The following is a 15,895-nucleotide window of genomic DNA, read 5'->3' on the forward strand; positions in this document are numbered from 1 at the left end:
ACTAACGCTAGAAGATAAAAAAATCGCTGAAAGAGATAAGTACGTTTTAGACCTTCCAAAAGAGAGAAACATCCACCGGCTGAAAGATGTTTTAGGAAGAAGGAAAACGGAAAGCTACTCTGGAGTGCAGAAGAAAAATCTGCCGTTATGCCGCGTTAAGGCTTAATCAAGGTGATATGCTTTCAAATGCATATAACCAGGGTGGTACCGCGTGAATTCAAAACTCTCGTCCCTGTTTTTTTACAGGGATGGGAGTTTTTTTGTTTTATCTAACTCTTATCGATCTAAAAAAGTAAAAGGAGAATGAATACCATGAAAAATTTGACTTCAGCTCAAGTCAGACAAATGTTTCTTGATTTTTTCCAGGAAAAGGGCCACCGTGTGGAGCCGAGTGCATCACTTGTTCCACATGAAGATCCAACATTACTTTGGATTAACAGTGGTGTTGCGACACTTAAAAAATACTTTGATGGCCGGGTAATTCCTGAGAATCCTCGTATTACAAACGCGCAAAAATCCATTCGTACGAACGATATCGAGAATGTAGGTATAACAGCAAGACATCATACGTTCTTTGAGATGCTTGGAAATTTCTCTATCGGTGATTATTTCAAAGTAGAAGCAATCCTTTGGGCATGGGAGTTTTTAACGAGTGAAGATTGGATCGGCTTTGATCCTGAAAAGCTTTCCGTAACAATTCACCCTGAGGATGATGAAGCGTTTGACATTTGGACGAAGCAAGTGGGATTGCCAGAAGAGCGCATCATTCGTTTAGAGGGGAACTTCTGGGATATCGGTGAGGGCCCTAGTGGACCAAACACTGAGATCTTCTATGACCGCGGTGAATCTTATGGTAACGATACATCTGATCCTGAACTATATCCAGGCGGTGAGAACGATCGATATCTTGAAGTGTGGAACCTTGTGTTTTCCCAGTTCAACCACAATCCAGATGGAACGTACACGCCGCTTCCTAAGAAAAACATTGATACAGGAATGGGCCTTGAAAGAATGGTTTCTGTTATTCAAGATACAAAAACAAACTTTGAGACCGACCTTTTCATGCCGATCATCAAGGAAACAGAGAAACTTTCAGATACGTCTTACGGTTTAAATACAGAAACAGATACGGCGTTTAAAGTTATCGCAGACCACGTACGTACAGTTAGTTTTGCGATTGGTGACAGCGCACTTCCTTCGAATGAAGGAAGAGGATATATCCTTCGACGATTGATCAGAAGAGCTATCCGTTTTGCAAAAAAGATCAATATTAATAAACCGTTCATGTACGAATTAGTGCCGACAGTTGCTGATATCATGGTTGATTTTTATCCGGAAGTAAAAGAGAAAGTTCCTTTTATCCAAAAAGTCGTGAAGACAGAAGAAGAAAGATTCCATGAAACGATCAATGAAGGTCTTGCTATCTTAGAAGACGTAATGGCTAAAGAGAAGGCTGAAGGAAAATCTGTTATCTCTGGAAAAGACGCATTTAAACTATATGATACGTTTGGTTTTCCGTTCGAGCTTACTCAAGAGTATGTAGCTGAAAATGGAATGGATGTCGATTTAGAAGGTTTTGAAAATGAGATGAAAGCACAGCGTGAACGTGCACGTGCTGCAAGGCAAGAAGTGGACAGCATGCAAGTACAAGGCGGAGTACTTTCTGACATTACAGTAAAAAGTGAATTCTCTGGGTATGATCACTTATCAGGAGAAGCTAAAATTCTTGAAGTCCTTCAAAACGGTGAGCGTGTTGCAATGGTAGCAGCAGGAGAAGAAGCTCAAGTTATATTGGATGTTACACCTTTCTACGCAGAAAGCGGTGGTCAGATAGCTGACCAAGGTACCATTACAGGTAAAGAACTGGAACTTAAAGTAAAAGATGTTCAAAAGGCTCCAAACGGACAAAACCTTCACACGGTAGTCGTTAACAAAGGTGTTCTTGAAAATAACATAGAAGTTACGGTTCAGGTTGATCCAGAAACTCGTGCAAAAATTGTTAAGAATCATACCGCTACACATCTGCTTCATCAAGCATTAAAAGATGTATTAGGAACGCATGTTAACCAAGCAGGATCACTTGTTCAAGAAGGACGTCTGCGATTTGACTTTACACATTTCGGAAGTATTTCTCCAGAAGAGCTTGAAAAGATCGAGGAGATTGTTAATGAAAAGGTTTGGGCTAACATTCCTGTAGATAAGATGGTTAAAAACATCAATGAAGCAAAGGCTATGGGAGCAATGGCTTTATTTGGCGAAAAATATGGTGAGACTGTTCGTGTTGTAAAAGTGGGAGACTATAGCTTAGAACTTTGCGGTGGGTGCCACGTGAACAATACGGCAGAGATCGGATTGTTTAAGATCGTTTCAGAATCAGGAATTGGAGCGGGAACTCGCCGTATTGAAGCTGTTACAGGAGAAAATGCATACCGCCTGATGAACGGTCAAGTTCAACTCTTGAAAGACACAGCTTCAAAATTAAAAACAAACTTAAAAGATGTTCCTCAGCGTATTGATGCACTAAACGAACAGATTCGTGAACTGCAAAAAGAAAAAGAATCTCTTGCTGCGAAAATTGGAAACATGGAAGCAGGCAGTCTTGTTGATGAAGTTCAGACAATTAATGGCGTTTCTGTAATCGCGAAGAAAGTTAACGGTATGGATATGAACGGACTTCGCACAATTGTGGATGACTTAAAGAATAAACTCCAAAGCGGAGTTGTCATTTTAGGGGCAGAAAATGCTGGAAAAGTGAATATTGTAGCTGGAGTGACAAAAGATTTAGTATCAAAAGGGTACCATGCGGGTAATCTTGTAAAAGAAGTTGCAGTTCGCTGCGGCGGAGGCGGCGGAGGCCGTCCTGATATGGCTCAAGCAGGCGGAAAAGATCCAGAAAAGCTGCAAGAAGGAATAGATTCTGCAGTTGAAATGATTAAAACGGTTTCCTAAGCTTTCCTCTTTCATGTACAATAGAGATAGAAACTAATTTGTCCCATAAGGGAGATCTTCAGAAAGAGGTGTTCGCTAGTGAGTTCCATGGACAAAACGATGAAGTTTAACTTCAACGAAGATGATGCTTATAAAACGAATGTTGAAACTGTCCTGTTTTCTGTTTATGACGCCCTGCAGGATAAAGGATACAACCCGATTAATCAAATCGTAGGTTATTTGCTCTCAGGCGATCCAGCTTATATTCCTCGTCATAATGATGCGAGAAGTATGATCAGAAAACTTGAGCGAGACGAGCTTATTGAAGAGCTTGTTAAATCGTATCTCTCAACTCAAAAAGAAGGAAGCCGTTAATGACAAAAACTCTTGGACTGGATGTCGGAACGAAGACGATAGGTGTTGCTGTTTCAGATGCACTGGGATGGACAGCACAAGGAGTCGAAACGATCCGGCGCCGTCCTAATCAACCTGAACAAGACTATGAACGAATTCAAGAGCTGATTAAGCTTCATGATATCAGCAAAATTGTGGTCGGCCTTCCTAAAAATATGAACGGTTCGATCGGTCCCAGCGGCGAGGCTTGTCAAAACTTTGCCAAAGATATTGAAAACCTTACAGGTATTTCGGTTATCCTATGGGATGAAAGACTAACAACTATGGCTGCTGAAAGAACTTTGATTTCAGCTGACGTAAGCAGGAAGAAACGAAAGCTAGTGATCGATAAGCTTGCTGCTTCGATCATTCTGCAAGGTTATTTGGACAGCCAACAATAAGAAAAGTAGAGGTGAGCCAATCATGGCTAAAGAAGAACGCGAACGCATTATTATTCCTGACGAAAACGGTGACGAAAATCTATTTGAAGTATTATTCAAATTTGATGTTGACCAAACAGGTAAATCATACATGGTAACAATTCCTGTAGCTGATTCGGAAGATGACGATACAGATGAAGTAGAAGTTTTTCCTTTCCGTTATGAAGAAAAGGGAGAAGAAGAGGATGATCTAGCATTGTTCCCTCTGGAGACAGACGAAGAATGGGATATGATCGAAGAAATGTTAAATACATTCCAAGATGACGAGTTCGAAACTGAATAATATTGGTTAAGAGATAGGAAGATGGTTATGATACCATCTTCCTTTTTTTATTCCAATTTACGGCCAATCTCGACAATTTCTGCTAGCAAACGTATAATTAAACAGGTGGAAGGGGGAAACACAATGTTACATCTCCAGTCATCTGGGAATTACATAAATGAAAATAAAAGTAAAAAACGGACAAAAACCATCGTACTATCCATTCTCGCTCTCTTTTTGGCAATCATCATGGCAACGGCGGCAGGAGCGTATTTTTATTTTACTAAAAATACTGGCCCTCTAGACGCTGATAACAAAAAGAACATGACGATTGAAATTCCAATTGGCTCAACTTCTGCAGACATTGGGAAAGAACTAGAAGATAAAGGTATCATTAACAGCGGTGACTTTTTCAGACTCTACACTCGAGTTAAGGGAGAAGGGAACTTCCAAGCAGGCATCTATGAACTGTCACCTTCGATGAGTCTTTCAGAAGTGATTTCTGCACTTAAAGAAGGAAAGCTGTTCAAAAAACCTGAACTTACGCTTACCATCCCGGAAGGATATAACGTCCCACAGATTGCAGGATTAATCAGCAAGGCTACAGGGTACGATCAAGCTGATATCTTAAAGAAGATGACTGATAAAACCTATCTGAACGAGCTGAAGCAAAAATATCCTTTATTGCCGGATGAAATAACGAAAGAAGGACTTTATTATCCACTTGAAGGGTTCTTATTCCCTGCAACTTATGATTTTGAAGTTAAAAAACCCGAAATAACTGATATTATCGACAAGATGGTTGAACAATCATTTATTATCTTAAAAAAACATGAAGCTGAAATTAAAAATAGCGGATATTCACTTTTTGAAGTGATCACGCTTTCCTCTCTTATCGAAGAAGAGTCTCAACGTGATGAGGATCGAAAAAAAATCGCAGGGGTATTTTATAATCGTATCAGTAAAGATATGAAATTAGATTCTGATCCAACCGTTAAATATGCAAGGAAAGATTTCGATGTACAAGTTTTATACGAACATCTTGAGTTTGATTCTCCTTATAATACTTACAGGTATAAAGGGATTCCAATCGGTCCGATCACCTCTCCAGGTGAAAAGGCGATCGAAGCTGCATTAAATCCAGTTAAGATGGAAGAACTCTTTTTCTACGCAAGGCCTAATGGTGAAGTGATCTACACGAAAACCTTAAGTGAACATAATGCGGTATATAAAAAATACAGAGATGAATGGAAAGTTTGGCAGGAAAAAGATAAACAATAACTTTTAAGAGAGTACGTTTACGCGTATTCTCTTTCTGTTTTTTTAAAAGTCCTTTTTCGTATTCTCTTTGTTGTTTTTGAAAGTAGTTGGTTTCCGTTTCAGGTGCTCGCTTTCCGCGGGGCAGGCGGTGAGCCACATTCGTACGTTTCACTCTTAAGTGTCTCACCTGTCTAGTTGCAGTGGCTAGCCTCTCGAGGTCAAAAGTTAAATGGCTCAGAAGGCAAAGTGCGCCTTCCAATCCATTCACCTTTTGCTTGTCGAGGCTGAACGAGCCACTTCCACTTTTCGGACTGCCCGCCTGTCCCGCAGGAGTCTCACACCTTACACTACAACCAACTATTCAAAGAAGAAAAAATTTAAAGCAACTTTCAAAAAGAATGTGTTGTGACATTATTTTATTGCCTTTTGTGAAATCACCTGTAAAGTGCTAACGGACATGGAAAATATGAAAAAATGATAGGACTCTCGCCTTCAAATAAAGATTATGTTACAATATACCGGTTAGTGTGAAGGAGGCGTGTTACTTTGGTCTCAAATGAAGTAAACCAATACATTGAAAAAATAATTCCAACGCGCTCTGATCAAGTTCTAGAAATGGAGCAATACGCCAAAGAGCATAATGTGCCGATTATGGATCTAGTAGGAATAGAAGCACTTCTTTCATATGTAAGGCTAAGAAAACCAAAACGTATACTAGAAGTGGGCACAGCCATTGGGTATTCAGCCATTCGAATGGCCCTTGCTTGTGAAACAGCTGAAATTATTAGTATTGAAAGAGATGAAGAACGGTACAATATAGCAAAAGATAACGTTAAAGCTCTTCATCTTGAAAGCAGGATTACCTTATTATTTGGTGATGCGAATGAATTGCAAAGCCAAGTAGAAGACTATGCCCCATATGACTTTATTTTTATAGATGCAGCTAAAGGACAATATCAAAACTTCTTTGATCACTATTCCACTATGCTGTCAGCAGACGGCATCATCGTTACAGATAATGTTCTCTTTAGAGGGTATGTAGCGGATGAAAGCGGTCTAGAGAGTAGAAGACTTCGTTCTCTAGTAAAAAAAATTAGAAGTTTTAATGAATACATGATGCAGCATCCTGATTATCAATCTTCAATCTTGCCGGTTGGTGATGGTATGATGGTCAGCATTCGAAATTCTTAAGGGTACAGGAGTTTGGAGGAGTAATAACAATGGCACAAAAACCGATTGTAATTGGGGTTGCAGGTGGATCTGGATCAGGTAAAACAACAGTAGCAAAAGAAATTTACAGGCAGTTTGCTGATCAATCCATACTCATTATTGAACAAGATGCTTATTATAGAGATCAATCTGAGAAATCTATGGAAGAGAGATTGAATACCAATTATGATCATCCTCTTGCTTTTGATAATGATCTGTTGATCAAACATATTTCCTCGTTATTAGAGTACGAATCCATTGAAAAACCAGTGTATGACTATACAGCACATACAAGAAGTGATAAAATTATCCCAGTTGATGCTAAAGATGTCATTATATTGGAAGGTATTCTAATTCTAGAAGACGAGCGTTTACGTGATTTGATGGATATCAAGCTATTTGTTGACACAGATGCAGATGTTCGAATTATTAGAAGAATGGTTCGTGACACTCGTGATCGTGGCAGAACATTAGAATCCGTAATTGATCAATATACTTCCGTAGTGCGGCCGATGCATAATCAATTTATTGAACCAACGAAAAGATATGCAGATATCATTATTCCAGAAGGCGGTCAAAACCTTGTTGCGATCGACTTAATGGTGACAAAGATAAAGACCATATTGGAAGACAAAGCATTATTGGAAAAATGAGGAACATCATCCTCATTTTTTCGGTATACACGGACAAATCACAGCTCTAAGCTGCTTGGCAATCAACTATTGTCCTATTTTTATACATACCCTGCCCGAATTATCATATAACGTAACAAGGGTACTGATTATTGAAGGAGTGAATATTATGGCAGACGAGAAAAAACACTATATGACCTTAGAGGGTAAGCAAAAGCTAGAAAACGAATTAGAATTTTTAAAAACAGAACGAAGAAAAGAAGTTGTTGAGCGCATTAAAGTAGCGAGAAGCTTCGGGGATCTTTCTGAGAACTCTGAGTATGATGCAGCAAAGGACGAGCAGGCTTTTGTTGAAGCTCGTATCGTTCAATTAGAAAAGATGATTCGTGATTCGGTGATTATTGAAGACAATAAAGACCAATCTGATAACGTTTCCATCGGGAAAACAGTTAAGTTTCAAGAGCTTCCAGATGGAGACGAAGAAACATATGTTATCGTAGGTAGTGCAGAAGCTGATCCGTTTGAAGGGAAAATTTCAAACGACTCTCCAATGGCAAAAAGTTTGTTAGGTAAAAAGCCAGGAGATAAAGTTTCTGTTCAAACACCAGGTGGAGAAATCAGCGTTGTTATTTTAGAAGTTAAATAAAGTGTAAAGTTAAAGAAGACTTGCGAATTTTTGCAAGTCTTCTTTTTTTGACCCTTGATTAGGAACAACAAGAGTAGGTGAAAATGTGGATAAGGTGGTGAAATGTATTTGTTATCTAAAAAAAGAACAATAGGACTGGCTATTTGTTTTCTTTCACTTATCTTATTTTTGATTTATCGCTTAATGGATATACAATTGATTTCAACAAAATCATTTTCAAAGAATAAAGTTAACCTTATACAAGAAAGTGTTGATCAGCGTACACACCGATTTACCATAAATGACGGCAGGGGTTATTTTCTGGATCGAAACGGAGAACTGTTGTCAACAGATGTTAAACCACAAGTAGTTGTTTTTCCTAATCTTTTTACAAGTAATTGGCCAGTGGCAACAATCGGTAATATACTGCAGATCCCTGCCGAAGATGTTGCAAAAATGATTGGACAACTTAAGAAGCCTTCAGCGCTCTCGCTTCAAAAAGAACTGAGTCTTGACCAAATGAATGACATTAATAAGCTTGAGATTCCAGGTCTATACGCCCAGCTCGTTACAAGAAGAAAGCCAATTCCATTTGCAAATCATATCATCGGTGCTGTAGGTCAAGATCCTGATTTAATAAAGAGAAAATACGGTGATAAATTAGAAAAGGGAACGGTGACTACATCCACAAAAACGGGCAAGAACGGGATGCAGTATACGTTCGATCCATTTTTAATATCTGAAGGGGAGACACAATATATCTATCACGTCGATAGACAAGGTCATCCTCTATTAGGTCTTGACGTCAAATATCGTTCCCAGACCAATCCTCTCTATCCTTTGTACGTCAAGACGACAATTGATAAAAAGATGCAGGAAACAGTAGAGAATGCACTGGATGTCCATGGTATTAAAGATGGTGGTGCTGTTCTATTAGATATTGAATCAAACGAGCTCTTATCTATGGCAAGCAGACCATTGTTTACGAGCAAGACAATTTTTAACCATGGAAATAATATGACGTCTCAGCAAATTCCAGGTTCTGTCTTTAAGATTGTAACGGCAGCTGCCGCCATTGAAGAGAATAGGGTTCAAAATGTGAAAAAATACGATTGCAGCCTTAATATATATGGTGAAAAAGACGAAAGACAATTAGGTAATCTTAATGTTGAAGATAGCTTTGCACAAAGCTGCAATAAAACATTCGGTGAGCTTGCGAATGAAATGATTAGGACGAATCCTGATTTTATAGAGAAGTACGCAGAAAAGATGGGACTACTTCACTATAATGGTTGGCAAGGAGAAGTGTATCATCTTAATTCCTTTACACACTTTTATCAAGAAGAGATTGGACAAATATATAGCTCGAAAAAGAAGCATTCCCACTATCAATCTTCATTAGCCGTTTCGCAAACAGCGATCGGTCAGCTTGATGTAAAAATCACTCCCCTTGCAGTGGCGAATATGATGGCGACGATTGCACGGGGCGGGGAAAGGTATGAAGTGAAGGCGGCGAAAAGTGTTAATTTCGCCAACGGAACAGAGTTAATTGAATTTGAGGATCATACGGCAGGAGATCAAAAGCTTTCTTCGTATACAATGATGAGACTTCAATCTCTTCTGTTAAATGTCGTAAAAAATGAAAGTGGTACAGGTCATGCTTTGCAGGCACTTCCCTTTCAGGTTGCAGGCAAGTCCGGGACTGCAGAAAAGGGGGAAGGAAACAGCTTGAATAACAAATGGTTCGCGGGATATTTTCCGGCTGAACAACCACGATTCGCTTTAGTAGTAGTTGACCTGAAACATGATAAGACCAATAGAACGATTCCTGTTTTTGCGGACATAGCAAATGAAATTATGAACGATGCAAACAAAAGTGAACATAAATAATACAAAGATAGATAGTTAATAGTGTTCGCAGACATCATCCTCATGGTAAAATAAAAAAAGTAATTTTACTGAGGAGGATATTATGAAACGAAACCAACGTTATGAAACAAGACTAGAAAAACGAAAACAAAATCGTTTTTTAAACATAGCAATCGGGTTAGTTGTTTTGCTGATTGTTGTTGTTGCATTTAATCTTTTCTCAGGCGATGAAAACGAAACAGCTACAACAAACGAAACGGAACAAACAGCTGACAAAAAAGAATCCAATAATAATAATTCAATAGAAATGGAAAAGGATGATTCTGACAGCAAGCAAGAAGATTCTGCGAATAAAGAAGATACTGAGGAAGAAGCAGAAAACCAAGAAACAGATTCAGGTTCAGAACAACCTGCTGGCGGTGGTCCAGAAGGTCCATGGGAACCAATTGGAACTTCACAAACGGAGCCGCATCAAAAATCTTATGACGATGGATCGCAAGACTGGAACGAGATGGTTCAAGCCCTTTCTTATGCAACAAATATTCCTCAAGATCAGATGACTATTTTCTGGCTAGGCAACGGTGGTGGTCCTGATCTTTCAAAAGGAACCGTTCAATCCAAAGCTGATGGAACGAAGTATGATGTTATGCTGCAATGGATTCCTGAAAAAGGATGGCAGCCAACGAGTGTAACACCAGTTCAATAAAATGACAAACAACCTGTTAAAATGGCAGGTTGTTTTTTTTTGCGAAGACTTTGGCGCCCTTGGAAGTGGTTGATTTCCGCTCCAGATGCTCGCTTTCCGCGGGGCAGGCGGTGAGCCACATTTGTACGTTTCACTCTTAAGTGTCTCACCTGCCCGACTGTCCCGCAGGAGTCTCGCATCTTACACTCCAATCAACGGTCATAGAAGACGAAATTAGATTGAAACAATTTTTTGAAAACTGCCTCGCAAAAACATAGTTATTCTTGAAAGTGGTTGAATTCCGTTTCAGATGCTCGCTTTCCTCGGGGCAGGCGGTGAGCCACATTCGTACGTTTCACGTATAAGTGTCTCACCTGCCCGCCTGTCCCGCAGGAGTCTCGCATCTTACACTCCAATCAACGATCATAGAAGACAAAATTTGATTGCAACAATCTTTTAGAAATGAGCTTTGCAAAACATTGTGGTTAACTTTAGTTTATTTTCCAGGTGGTAGGCGTACTCTTGCGTCTACAAGTGAAAACTTCCGTAGTGAGCTTCCTCGTCGTGTGCCTGCTAGAAGCTTTTCATGGGATAGGCACGCATCTCAATCAAAACAACATTTCTGGAAGCAAAAAAACTGAAAGAAATAATTAGAAATATTTTTCAGAGATCCGCCACGCCTCTTTATAACTCTCTTCCTATTTCTTCATATAATTGTAATTCTCACCAATCTACAGAGATATTACATTTGAAAAATTATAGAAATTATGCTAATTTGGAACCTGTAAGATTTTAATTCATAGTATATTGATAGGAATTATATAATTTAAAACGTGGAGTGGAAAAAATGGGACGAGAATTTATTGATCTTTTTGATGAGTGGTCTTCTTCTTATGACGAAACTGTTTCAGGAGATGATCAGGAATATAAGGAAGTTTTTCATAAATACGATGAAATATTAGAAGCTGTAGTGCAACGTTCTGGAAATGTTGTATTAGAGTTTGGGGTAGGTACTGGTAATTTGAGCGAGAAGCTTCTTAAGAGCGGAAAAACAGTTATCGGTATTGAGCCATCAAAAGGAATGCGGGAAAAAGCGGTTAAGCGAAATCCAGATTTAAAGCTCTACGATGGTGATTTTTTATCTTTCCCAACATTTGATCAGGAAATTGATACAGTCGTTAGTACGTATGCCTTTCACCATCTTACGGATGATGAAAAAGATAAGGCAATCGGACAGTATAGCCAGTTGCTTAAAAAAGATGGTAAAATTGTCTTTGCAGATACCGCTTATCTTCACGAAGTCGATAAAAAAGAACGTCATGAAAAAGTTAAATCACAAGGCTACCTTAACTTATTAAAAGATTTGCAGACAGAATATTATACAACCCTTGGTGTCTTAGAAGATATTTTTAAAAATTATGACTTTGACGTTTCGTTTGAAAAGCTGAATGAATACGTCTGGCTGATGGAAGCGGTAAAAAAATAGACATTGGAGAATAACATGAAAAGAATCGGAATTATAGGTGCAATGGAAGAAGAAGTTGTTCTATTACGTGAGCAGCTTATAGGGCTTGAAGAGAAACAACTTGCAGGTTGTGAATTTTATAAAGGTATGTTGAACGATCAAGAAGTTGTTCTTTTAAAATCTGGAATTGGAAAAGTAAATGCAGCAATCGGTACAACGTTATTGATTCAGCTGTACAGTCCAGACGTTATCTTAAACACAGGATCTGCAGGCGGATTCCACTCAGATTTAAATGTTGGAGATGTAGTTATCTCAACAGATGTTCGTCATCATGATGTGGATGCTACAATTTTCGGTTATGAGCATGGCCAAGTGCCTCAGATGCCGCCTAATTACCTGCCTGACCAAAAGCTTGTTGAGGCGGCTGTAAGAGCTGGAGAGCGTGTACAAAACATCCAAGTTGCAAAAGGATTGATTGCTTCGGGTGATTCGTTTATGAGTGACCATGCACGGGTAGAGGACATTAGAACAAAGTTTCCAGCTTTATATGCTGCTGAAATGGAAGCGGCAGCGATTGCCCAAACGTGCTATCAGTTTTCTGTTCCTTTTGTTATCATCCGTTCTTTATCGGACATTGCAGGGAAGGATGCGCGCGTTTCTTATGATCAATTCTTAAAAACGGCATCTAAGAACTCAGCAGAACTAGTACAACAAATCGTAGAGGAGCTGAAATCATTATGACAAAAAAAATGAATGTAGAAAGCTTTAACCTTGACCATACAAAAGTTGTTGCACCATATATCCGTTTAGCGGGTACAACAACAGGAGCAAACGGAGATGTGATCCACAAATACGATATCCGATTTTGCCAGCCTAACAAAGACCATATGCCGATGGAAGGACTTCATTCCATCGAGCACTTGATGGCAGAAAATATTCGCAACCATCATTCAACAGTTGTTGATATCAGCCCTATGGGTTGTCAGACTGGCTTCTATCTTTCTGTTATCAACCACGATAACTATGATGAGATTTTAGAGGTGCTTGAAAAGACCTTAAATGACGTTTTAGAAGCTACAGAAGTACCGGCATGTAACGAAGTGCAATGTGGCTGGGCAACTAATCATAGTCTTGAAGGTGCGAAAGATATCGCACGCAAGATGCTTGCTAAAAAAGACGAGTGGCATATTGTTTTTTCAGAATAGAGGACGATTGAAATGAAATTTTATAAAAACGTGCACGAATTGATCGGCAATACGCCTCTGTTGGAAATTACTCAATTTCCCCTTCCGGAAGGTGTACGTCTTTTTGCGAAGTTAGAATTTATGAACCCTGGTGGAAGTGTGAAAGACCGTCTTGGGGTGGAACTTTTAGATTCTGCTTTAGCTAAGGGGCAGCTGGTTAAAGGCGGAACCATCATAGAGCCTACAGCAGGTAATACAGGGATTGGCCTTGCTCTTGCAGCAATCAATAAAGGAATTAACGTCATTTTTGTTATTCCGGAAAAATTTAGTATTGAGAAACAAGAGCTTATGAAAGCGTTAGGCGCTAAAATTATTCATACACCCACAGCAGAAGGTATTAAAGGTGCTATTAAGAAAACAAACCAGCTCTTAAATGAGATTCCGAACTCTTTTTCTCCGTCTCAATTCTCAAACCCTGATAATCCGAACACGTACTTTAAAACTTTAGGCCCTGAGATTTGGAATGACCTTGATGGAAATGTAGATGTTTTTGTGGCCGGTGCGGGTACGGGCGGAACATTCATGGGAACGGCTCGCTATTTGAAAGAAAAGAACAAAACAATAAAAACGGTAATTGTTGAACCAGAAGGATCCATTCTTAACGGAGGGCAATCTGGTCCGCATAAGACTGAAGGAATTGGGATGGAGTTTTTGCCAGAATATATGGATACTGCCTATTTCAACAGCATTCATACCGTTGATGATGTTGATGCTTTTCAGCGGGTAGCTGAGCTGGCTAAAAAGGAAGGGTTGCTCGTTGGAAGTTCCTCAGGAGCAGCACTTCACGCTGCATTGATCGAAGCACAATCGGCACAGTCAGGGCAAAACATTGTCACCATATTTGCGGACAGTTCTGAACGATATTTAAGCAAGAAAATTTATGAAGGAGGCATCTGATATGAAACGTAAAACAAAACTAATCCACGGAGGCATTCCTTCTGATAAAACCACAGGAGCTGTGTCTTTTCCGATCTACCAAGTAAGCACGTATAAACAAGAAGATGTAGGAGTTCATAGCGGTTTTGAATACTCTAGAACTGGAAATCCTACAAGGCATGCACTTGAAGAGCTGATTAAAGACTTAGAAGGCGGCAAGCGCGGATTTGCGTTTGGCTCTGGCATGGCTGCGATCACTGCTGTCATGATGCTATTTGATTCTGGCGATCACGTTATTTTAACGGATGATGTTTATGGTGGAACGTATCGTGTGATGAGTAAAGTATTAAATCGCCTTGGGATTGACTCAACTTTTGTGGATACAACTGATATCGATCAGATTGAAGCGGCTCTGAAGCCAAACACAAAAGCCGTTTATGTTGAAACACCGACAAACCCACTGCTAAAAGTTACTGATATTGAAGCTGTAGCATCATGGGCAAAATCTAAAAACCTTTTATTCATGGTGGATAATACGTTCAACACACCGTATTGGCAAAACCCAATCGAATTAGGGGCAGATATCGTTCTTCATTCTGCAACGAAATATATTGGCGGCCACAGTGACGTTGTAGCAGGCCTAGTTGTTGTAAATGACGAAAAGCTAGGGGAAGATCTTCATTTTGTACAAAATTCTACTGGCGGCGTTTTAGGACCTCAAGATTCATGGCTATTAATACGCGGTATCAAGACACTAGGTTTACGTATGGAAGCTCATGAGATCAATACTAAAAAAATTGTTGAGTTTTTAAAGGAGCATTCATCAGTCGAAAAAATTTATTACCCAGGACTTGAAGACCACCCGCAGCACGAAATTGCTAAAAAGCAAGCTGGCGGTTTTGGGGGAATGGTTTCATTTGATGTTGGATCTCTTGAAAATGCCAATGCTGTACTGAAAAAAGTAAAGTACTTCACTCTAGCAGAAAGTTTAGGCGCAGTTGAAAGTCTTATCTCCGTTCCTGCACGAATGACTCACGCGTCAATTCCGGCTGAGCGTAGAGCAGAACTCGGCATTACAGATGGCTTAATCAGAATCTCTGTTGGTATTGAAGATGCAGAGGATTTGATTGAAGATCTTAAAAATGCATTAAGTTAATGACATATTGGAAGAACAAGTGCCTTAGCAGGTGCTTGTTCTTTTTTACTGTTTTTTAAAAGAGTATTACGAGAATGAGGTGATAGCTTAGATGAGTGTGTAGAGTCTTTCTTGTTAGGATGGGGGGTATAGGACATGTCAGGTCTGTCGAGTTATGTCGACTCGCTGATATATAAGCAAAACTCGCCGTATTATAGACAAAACTCGCGGGATTAACTCTAAAATTTCTGGGATTATTTCAATATTTTCTTGAATTAGCACTATGGATACCCCACCTAGTATTAGTGGAAACCAGTTCTTAGAGGCGAAACAGCACCGGCTTTTGTACTGCTTAAAAAGTAAATGTTACTATTGCTCACTTCACAGTCAGGATCAAACGCATTGAGTTTTTATTATCACATTTTAGACAAAGTTTTTTCACGTTTTTGTCAAAAACTGCTTGGTAGGTCGCTGTCTTACCTATGTTATCCTTTTAGTAGAGGTTAGGAGGTAGAGACTGCTATGAAAAACAAAGCTGAACAATTACAAAAGAAGATGGCTGACTACCAGCGTTTCGGGTTTATTTTGTTGGCTGTTAGCACGTTCTTTTATTTAGGATTAGTACTTCCTGTTGAAGACAAAAACTTTATCCAATCTATCACGTTAGGTATTGCTTCTACCATGTGTTTAGGTTTCACTGCACTTATGTACAATATCGTTAGAAAGTGCAAAACACAATTACAAGAACTGAGCGAATAAACTTAAAATAAAAATTTCACGTACCGTCCTTTAAAAAGGGCGGTATTTTTGTTTTTATGAAATGAAATTAAGGGAATGGATACGGAATGGCCACCAAAGGCCATACTAAGTTT

Annotated in this window: 18 protein-coding genes and 1 other annotated feature; of the genes, 16 read left to right on the forward strand and 2 right to left on the reverse strand. The window is 39.3% G+C overall.

Going from position 1 to position 15,895, the window contains the following annotated elements; all coding sequences use genetic code 11:
- Positions 1-17 precede the first annotated feature (17 nt).
- Positions 18-237, forward strand: a binding site (T-box leader).
- A 75-nt stretch (positions 238-312) separates the two neighbouring features.
- The 10 genes from alaS to QUF49_RS07180 all read left to right on the forward strand — a co-directional run bounded on the left by alaS (position 313) and on the right by QUF49_RS07180 (position 10,324).
- Positions 313-2,949 (forward strand): alanine--tRNA ligase, encoded by a 2,637-nt coding sequence (gene alaS / locus QUF49_RS07135; protein ID WP_289495014.1) that lies wholly within the window; start codon positions 313-315, stop codon positions 2,947-2,949.
- Between the two features lie 78 nt (positions 2,950-3,027).
- Positions 3,028-3,303: an IreB family regulatory phosphoprotein gene (locus QUF49_RS07140; protein ID WP_066240205.1), complete on the forward strand. Its 276-nt coding sequence runs from the start codon at positions 3,028-3,030 to the stop codon at positions 3,301-3,303.
- Positions 3,303-3,722 carry a Holliday junction resolvase RuvX gene (ruvX, locus tag QUF49_RS07145; RefSeq protein WP_289495015.1) on the forward strand — a complete coding sequence of 140 codons (420 nt, stop codon included), beginning with the start codon at positions 3,303-3,305 and terminating at the stop codon, positions 3,720-3,722. The genes QUF49_RS07140 and ruvX overlap by 1 nt, the downstream gene beginning before the upstream one ends.
- Positions 3,723-3,744: 22 nt before the next feature.
- A complete protein-coding gene (locus tag QUF49_RS07150; protein WP_289495016.1) occupies positions 3,745-4,044 on the forward strand; it encodes a DUF1292 domain-containing protein in 300 nt (99 codons plus the stop codon).
- Between the two features lie 123 nt (positions 4,045-4,167).
- Complete coding sequence (gene mltG / locus QUF49_RS07155) at positions 4,168-5,304, forward strand: endolytic transglycosylase MltG (protein WP_289495017.1); 1,137 nt, start codon at positions 4,168-4,170, stop codon at positions 5,302-5,304.
- Positions 5,305-5,829: 525 nt separating this feature from the next.
- Positions 5,830-6,474 (forward strand): O-methyltransferase, encoded by a 645-nt coding sequence (locus QUF49_RS07160; protein ID WP_289495018.1) that lies wholly within the window; start codon positions 5,830-5,832, stop codon positions 6,472-6,474.
- 29 nt (positions 6,475-6,503) lie between these two features.
- Entirely contained in the window at positions 6,504-7,145 is a 642-nt protein-coding gene (gene udk, locus QUF49_RS07165) for a uridine kinase (protein ID WP_289495019.1), read from the forward strand.
- 148 nt (positions 7,146-7,293) lie between these two features.
- A complete protein-coding gene (greA, locus tag QUF49_RS07170; protein WP_066291237.1) occupies positions 7,294-7,770 on the forward strand; it encodes a transcription elongation factor GreA in 477 nt (158 codons plus the stop codon).
- A gap of 195 nt (positions 7,771-7,965) precedes the next feature.
- Positions 7,966-9,639 carry a peptidoglycan D,D-transpeptidase FtsI family protein gene (locus QUF49_RS07175; protein ID WP_289495020.1) on the forward strand — a complete coding sequence of 558 codons (1,674 nt, stop codon included), beginning with the start codon at positions 7,966-7,968 and terminating at the stop codon, positions 9,637-9,639.
- Positions 9,640-9,721: 82 nt separating this feature from the next.
- A complete protein-coding gene (locus tag QUF49_RS07180; RefSeq protein ID WP_289495021.1) occupies positions 9,722-10,324 on the forward strand; it encodes a YrrS family protein in 603 nt (200 codons plus the stop codon).
- Here the strand turns inward: QUF49_RS07180 and QUF49_RS07185 are convergent.
- Entirely contained in the window at positions 10,318-10,503 is a 186-nt protein-coding gene (locus QUF49_RS07185) for a hypothetical protein (protein ID WP_289495022.1), read from the reverse strand. The two genes, QUF49_RS07180 and QUF49_RS07185, sit on opposite strands and share 7 nt — an antisense overlap.
- 78 nt (positions 10,504-10,581) lie before the next feature.
- Complete coding sequence (locus tag QUF49_RS07190; protein ID WP_289495023.1) at positions 10,582-10,707, reverse strand: hypothetical protein; 126 nt, start codon at positions 10,705-10,707, stop codon at positions 10,582-10,584.
- A 443-nt stretch (positions 10,708-11,150) separates the two neighbouring features.
- Between QUF49_RS07190 and QUF49_RS07195 the strand changes: the two genes are divergently transcribed.
- From QUF49_RS07195 to QUF49_RS07220, 6 genes are all read left to right on the forward strand, one after another.
- Positions 11,151-11,789, forward strand: coding sequence for a class I SAM-dependent methyltransferase (locus QUF49_RS07195; protein WP_289495024.1), 639 nt, complete (start codon positions 11,151-11,153; stop codon positions 11,787-11,789).
- Between the two features lie 15 nt (positions 11,790-11,804).
- Positions 11,805-12,509, forward strand: a complete 705-nt coding sequence (gene mtnN / locus QUF49_RS07200; RefSeq protein WP_289495025.1) for a 5'-methylthioadenosine/S-adenosylhomocysteine nucleosidase — start codon at positions 11,805-11,807, stop codon at positions 12,507-12,509.
- The gene (locus tag QUF49_RS07205; protein WP_289495026.1) at positions 12,506-12,973 is read left to right on the forward strand and encodes an S-ribosylhomocysteine lyase; all 468 of its coding nucleotides are present in this window, start codon (positions 12,506-12,508) and stop codon (positions 12,971-12,973) included. The genes mtnN and QUF49_RS07205 overlap by 4 nt, the downstream gene beginning before the upstream one ends.
- A 12-nt stretch (positions 12,974-12,985) precedes the next feature.
- Positions 12,986-13,909 carry a PLP-dependent cysteine synthase family protein gene (locus QUF49_RS07210; protein ID WP_289495027.1) on the forward strand — a complete coding sequence of 308 codons (924 nt, stop codon included), beginning with the start codon at positions 12,986-12,988 and terminating at the stop codon, positions 13,907-13,909.
- 1 nt (position 13,910) lies between these two features.
- Positions 13,911-15,044 carry a bifunctional cystathionine gamma-lyase/homocysteine desulfhydrase gene (locus QUF49_RS07215; protein ID WP_289495028.1) on the forward strand — a complete coding sequence of 378 codons (1,134 nt, stop codon included), beginning with the start codon at positions 13,911-13,913 and terminating at the stop codon, positions 15,042-15,044.
- Between the two features lie 501 nt (positions 15,045-15,545).
- Entirely contained in the window at positions 15,546-15,782 is a 237-nt protein-coding gene (locus tag QUF49_RS07220) for a YrhC family protein (protein ID WP_289495029.1), read from the forward strand.
- Positions 15,783-15,895: the final 113 nt, after the last annotated feature.

The sequence above is a fragment of the Fictibacillus sp. b24 genome (genome assembly GCF_030348825.1).
Lineage (GTDB): Bacteria > Bacillota > Bacilli > Bacillales > Fictibacillaceae > Fictibacillus.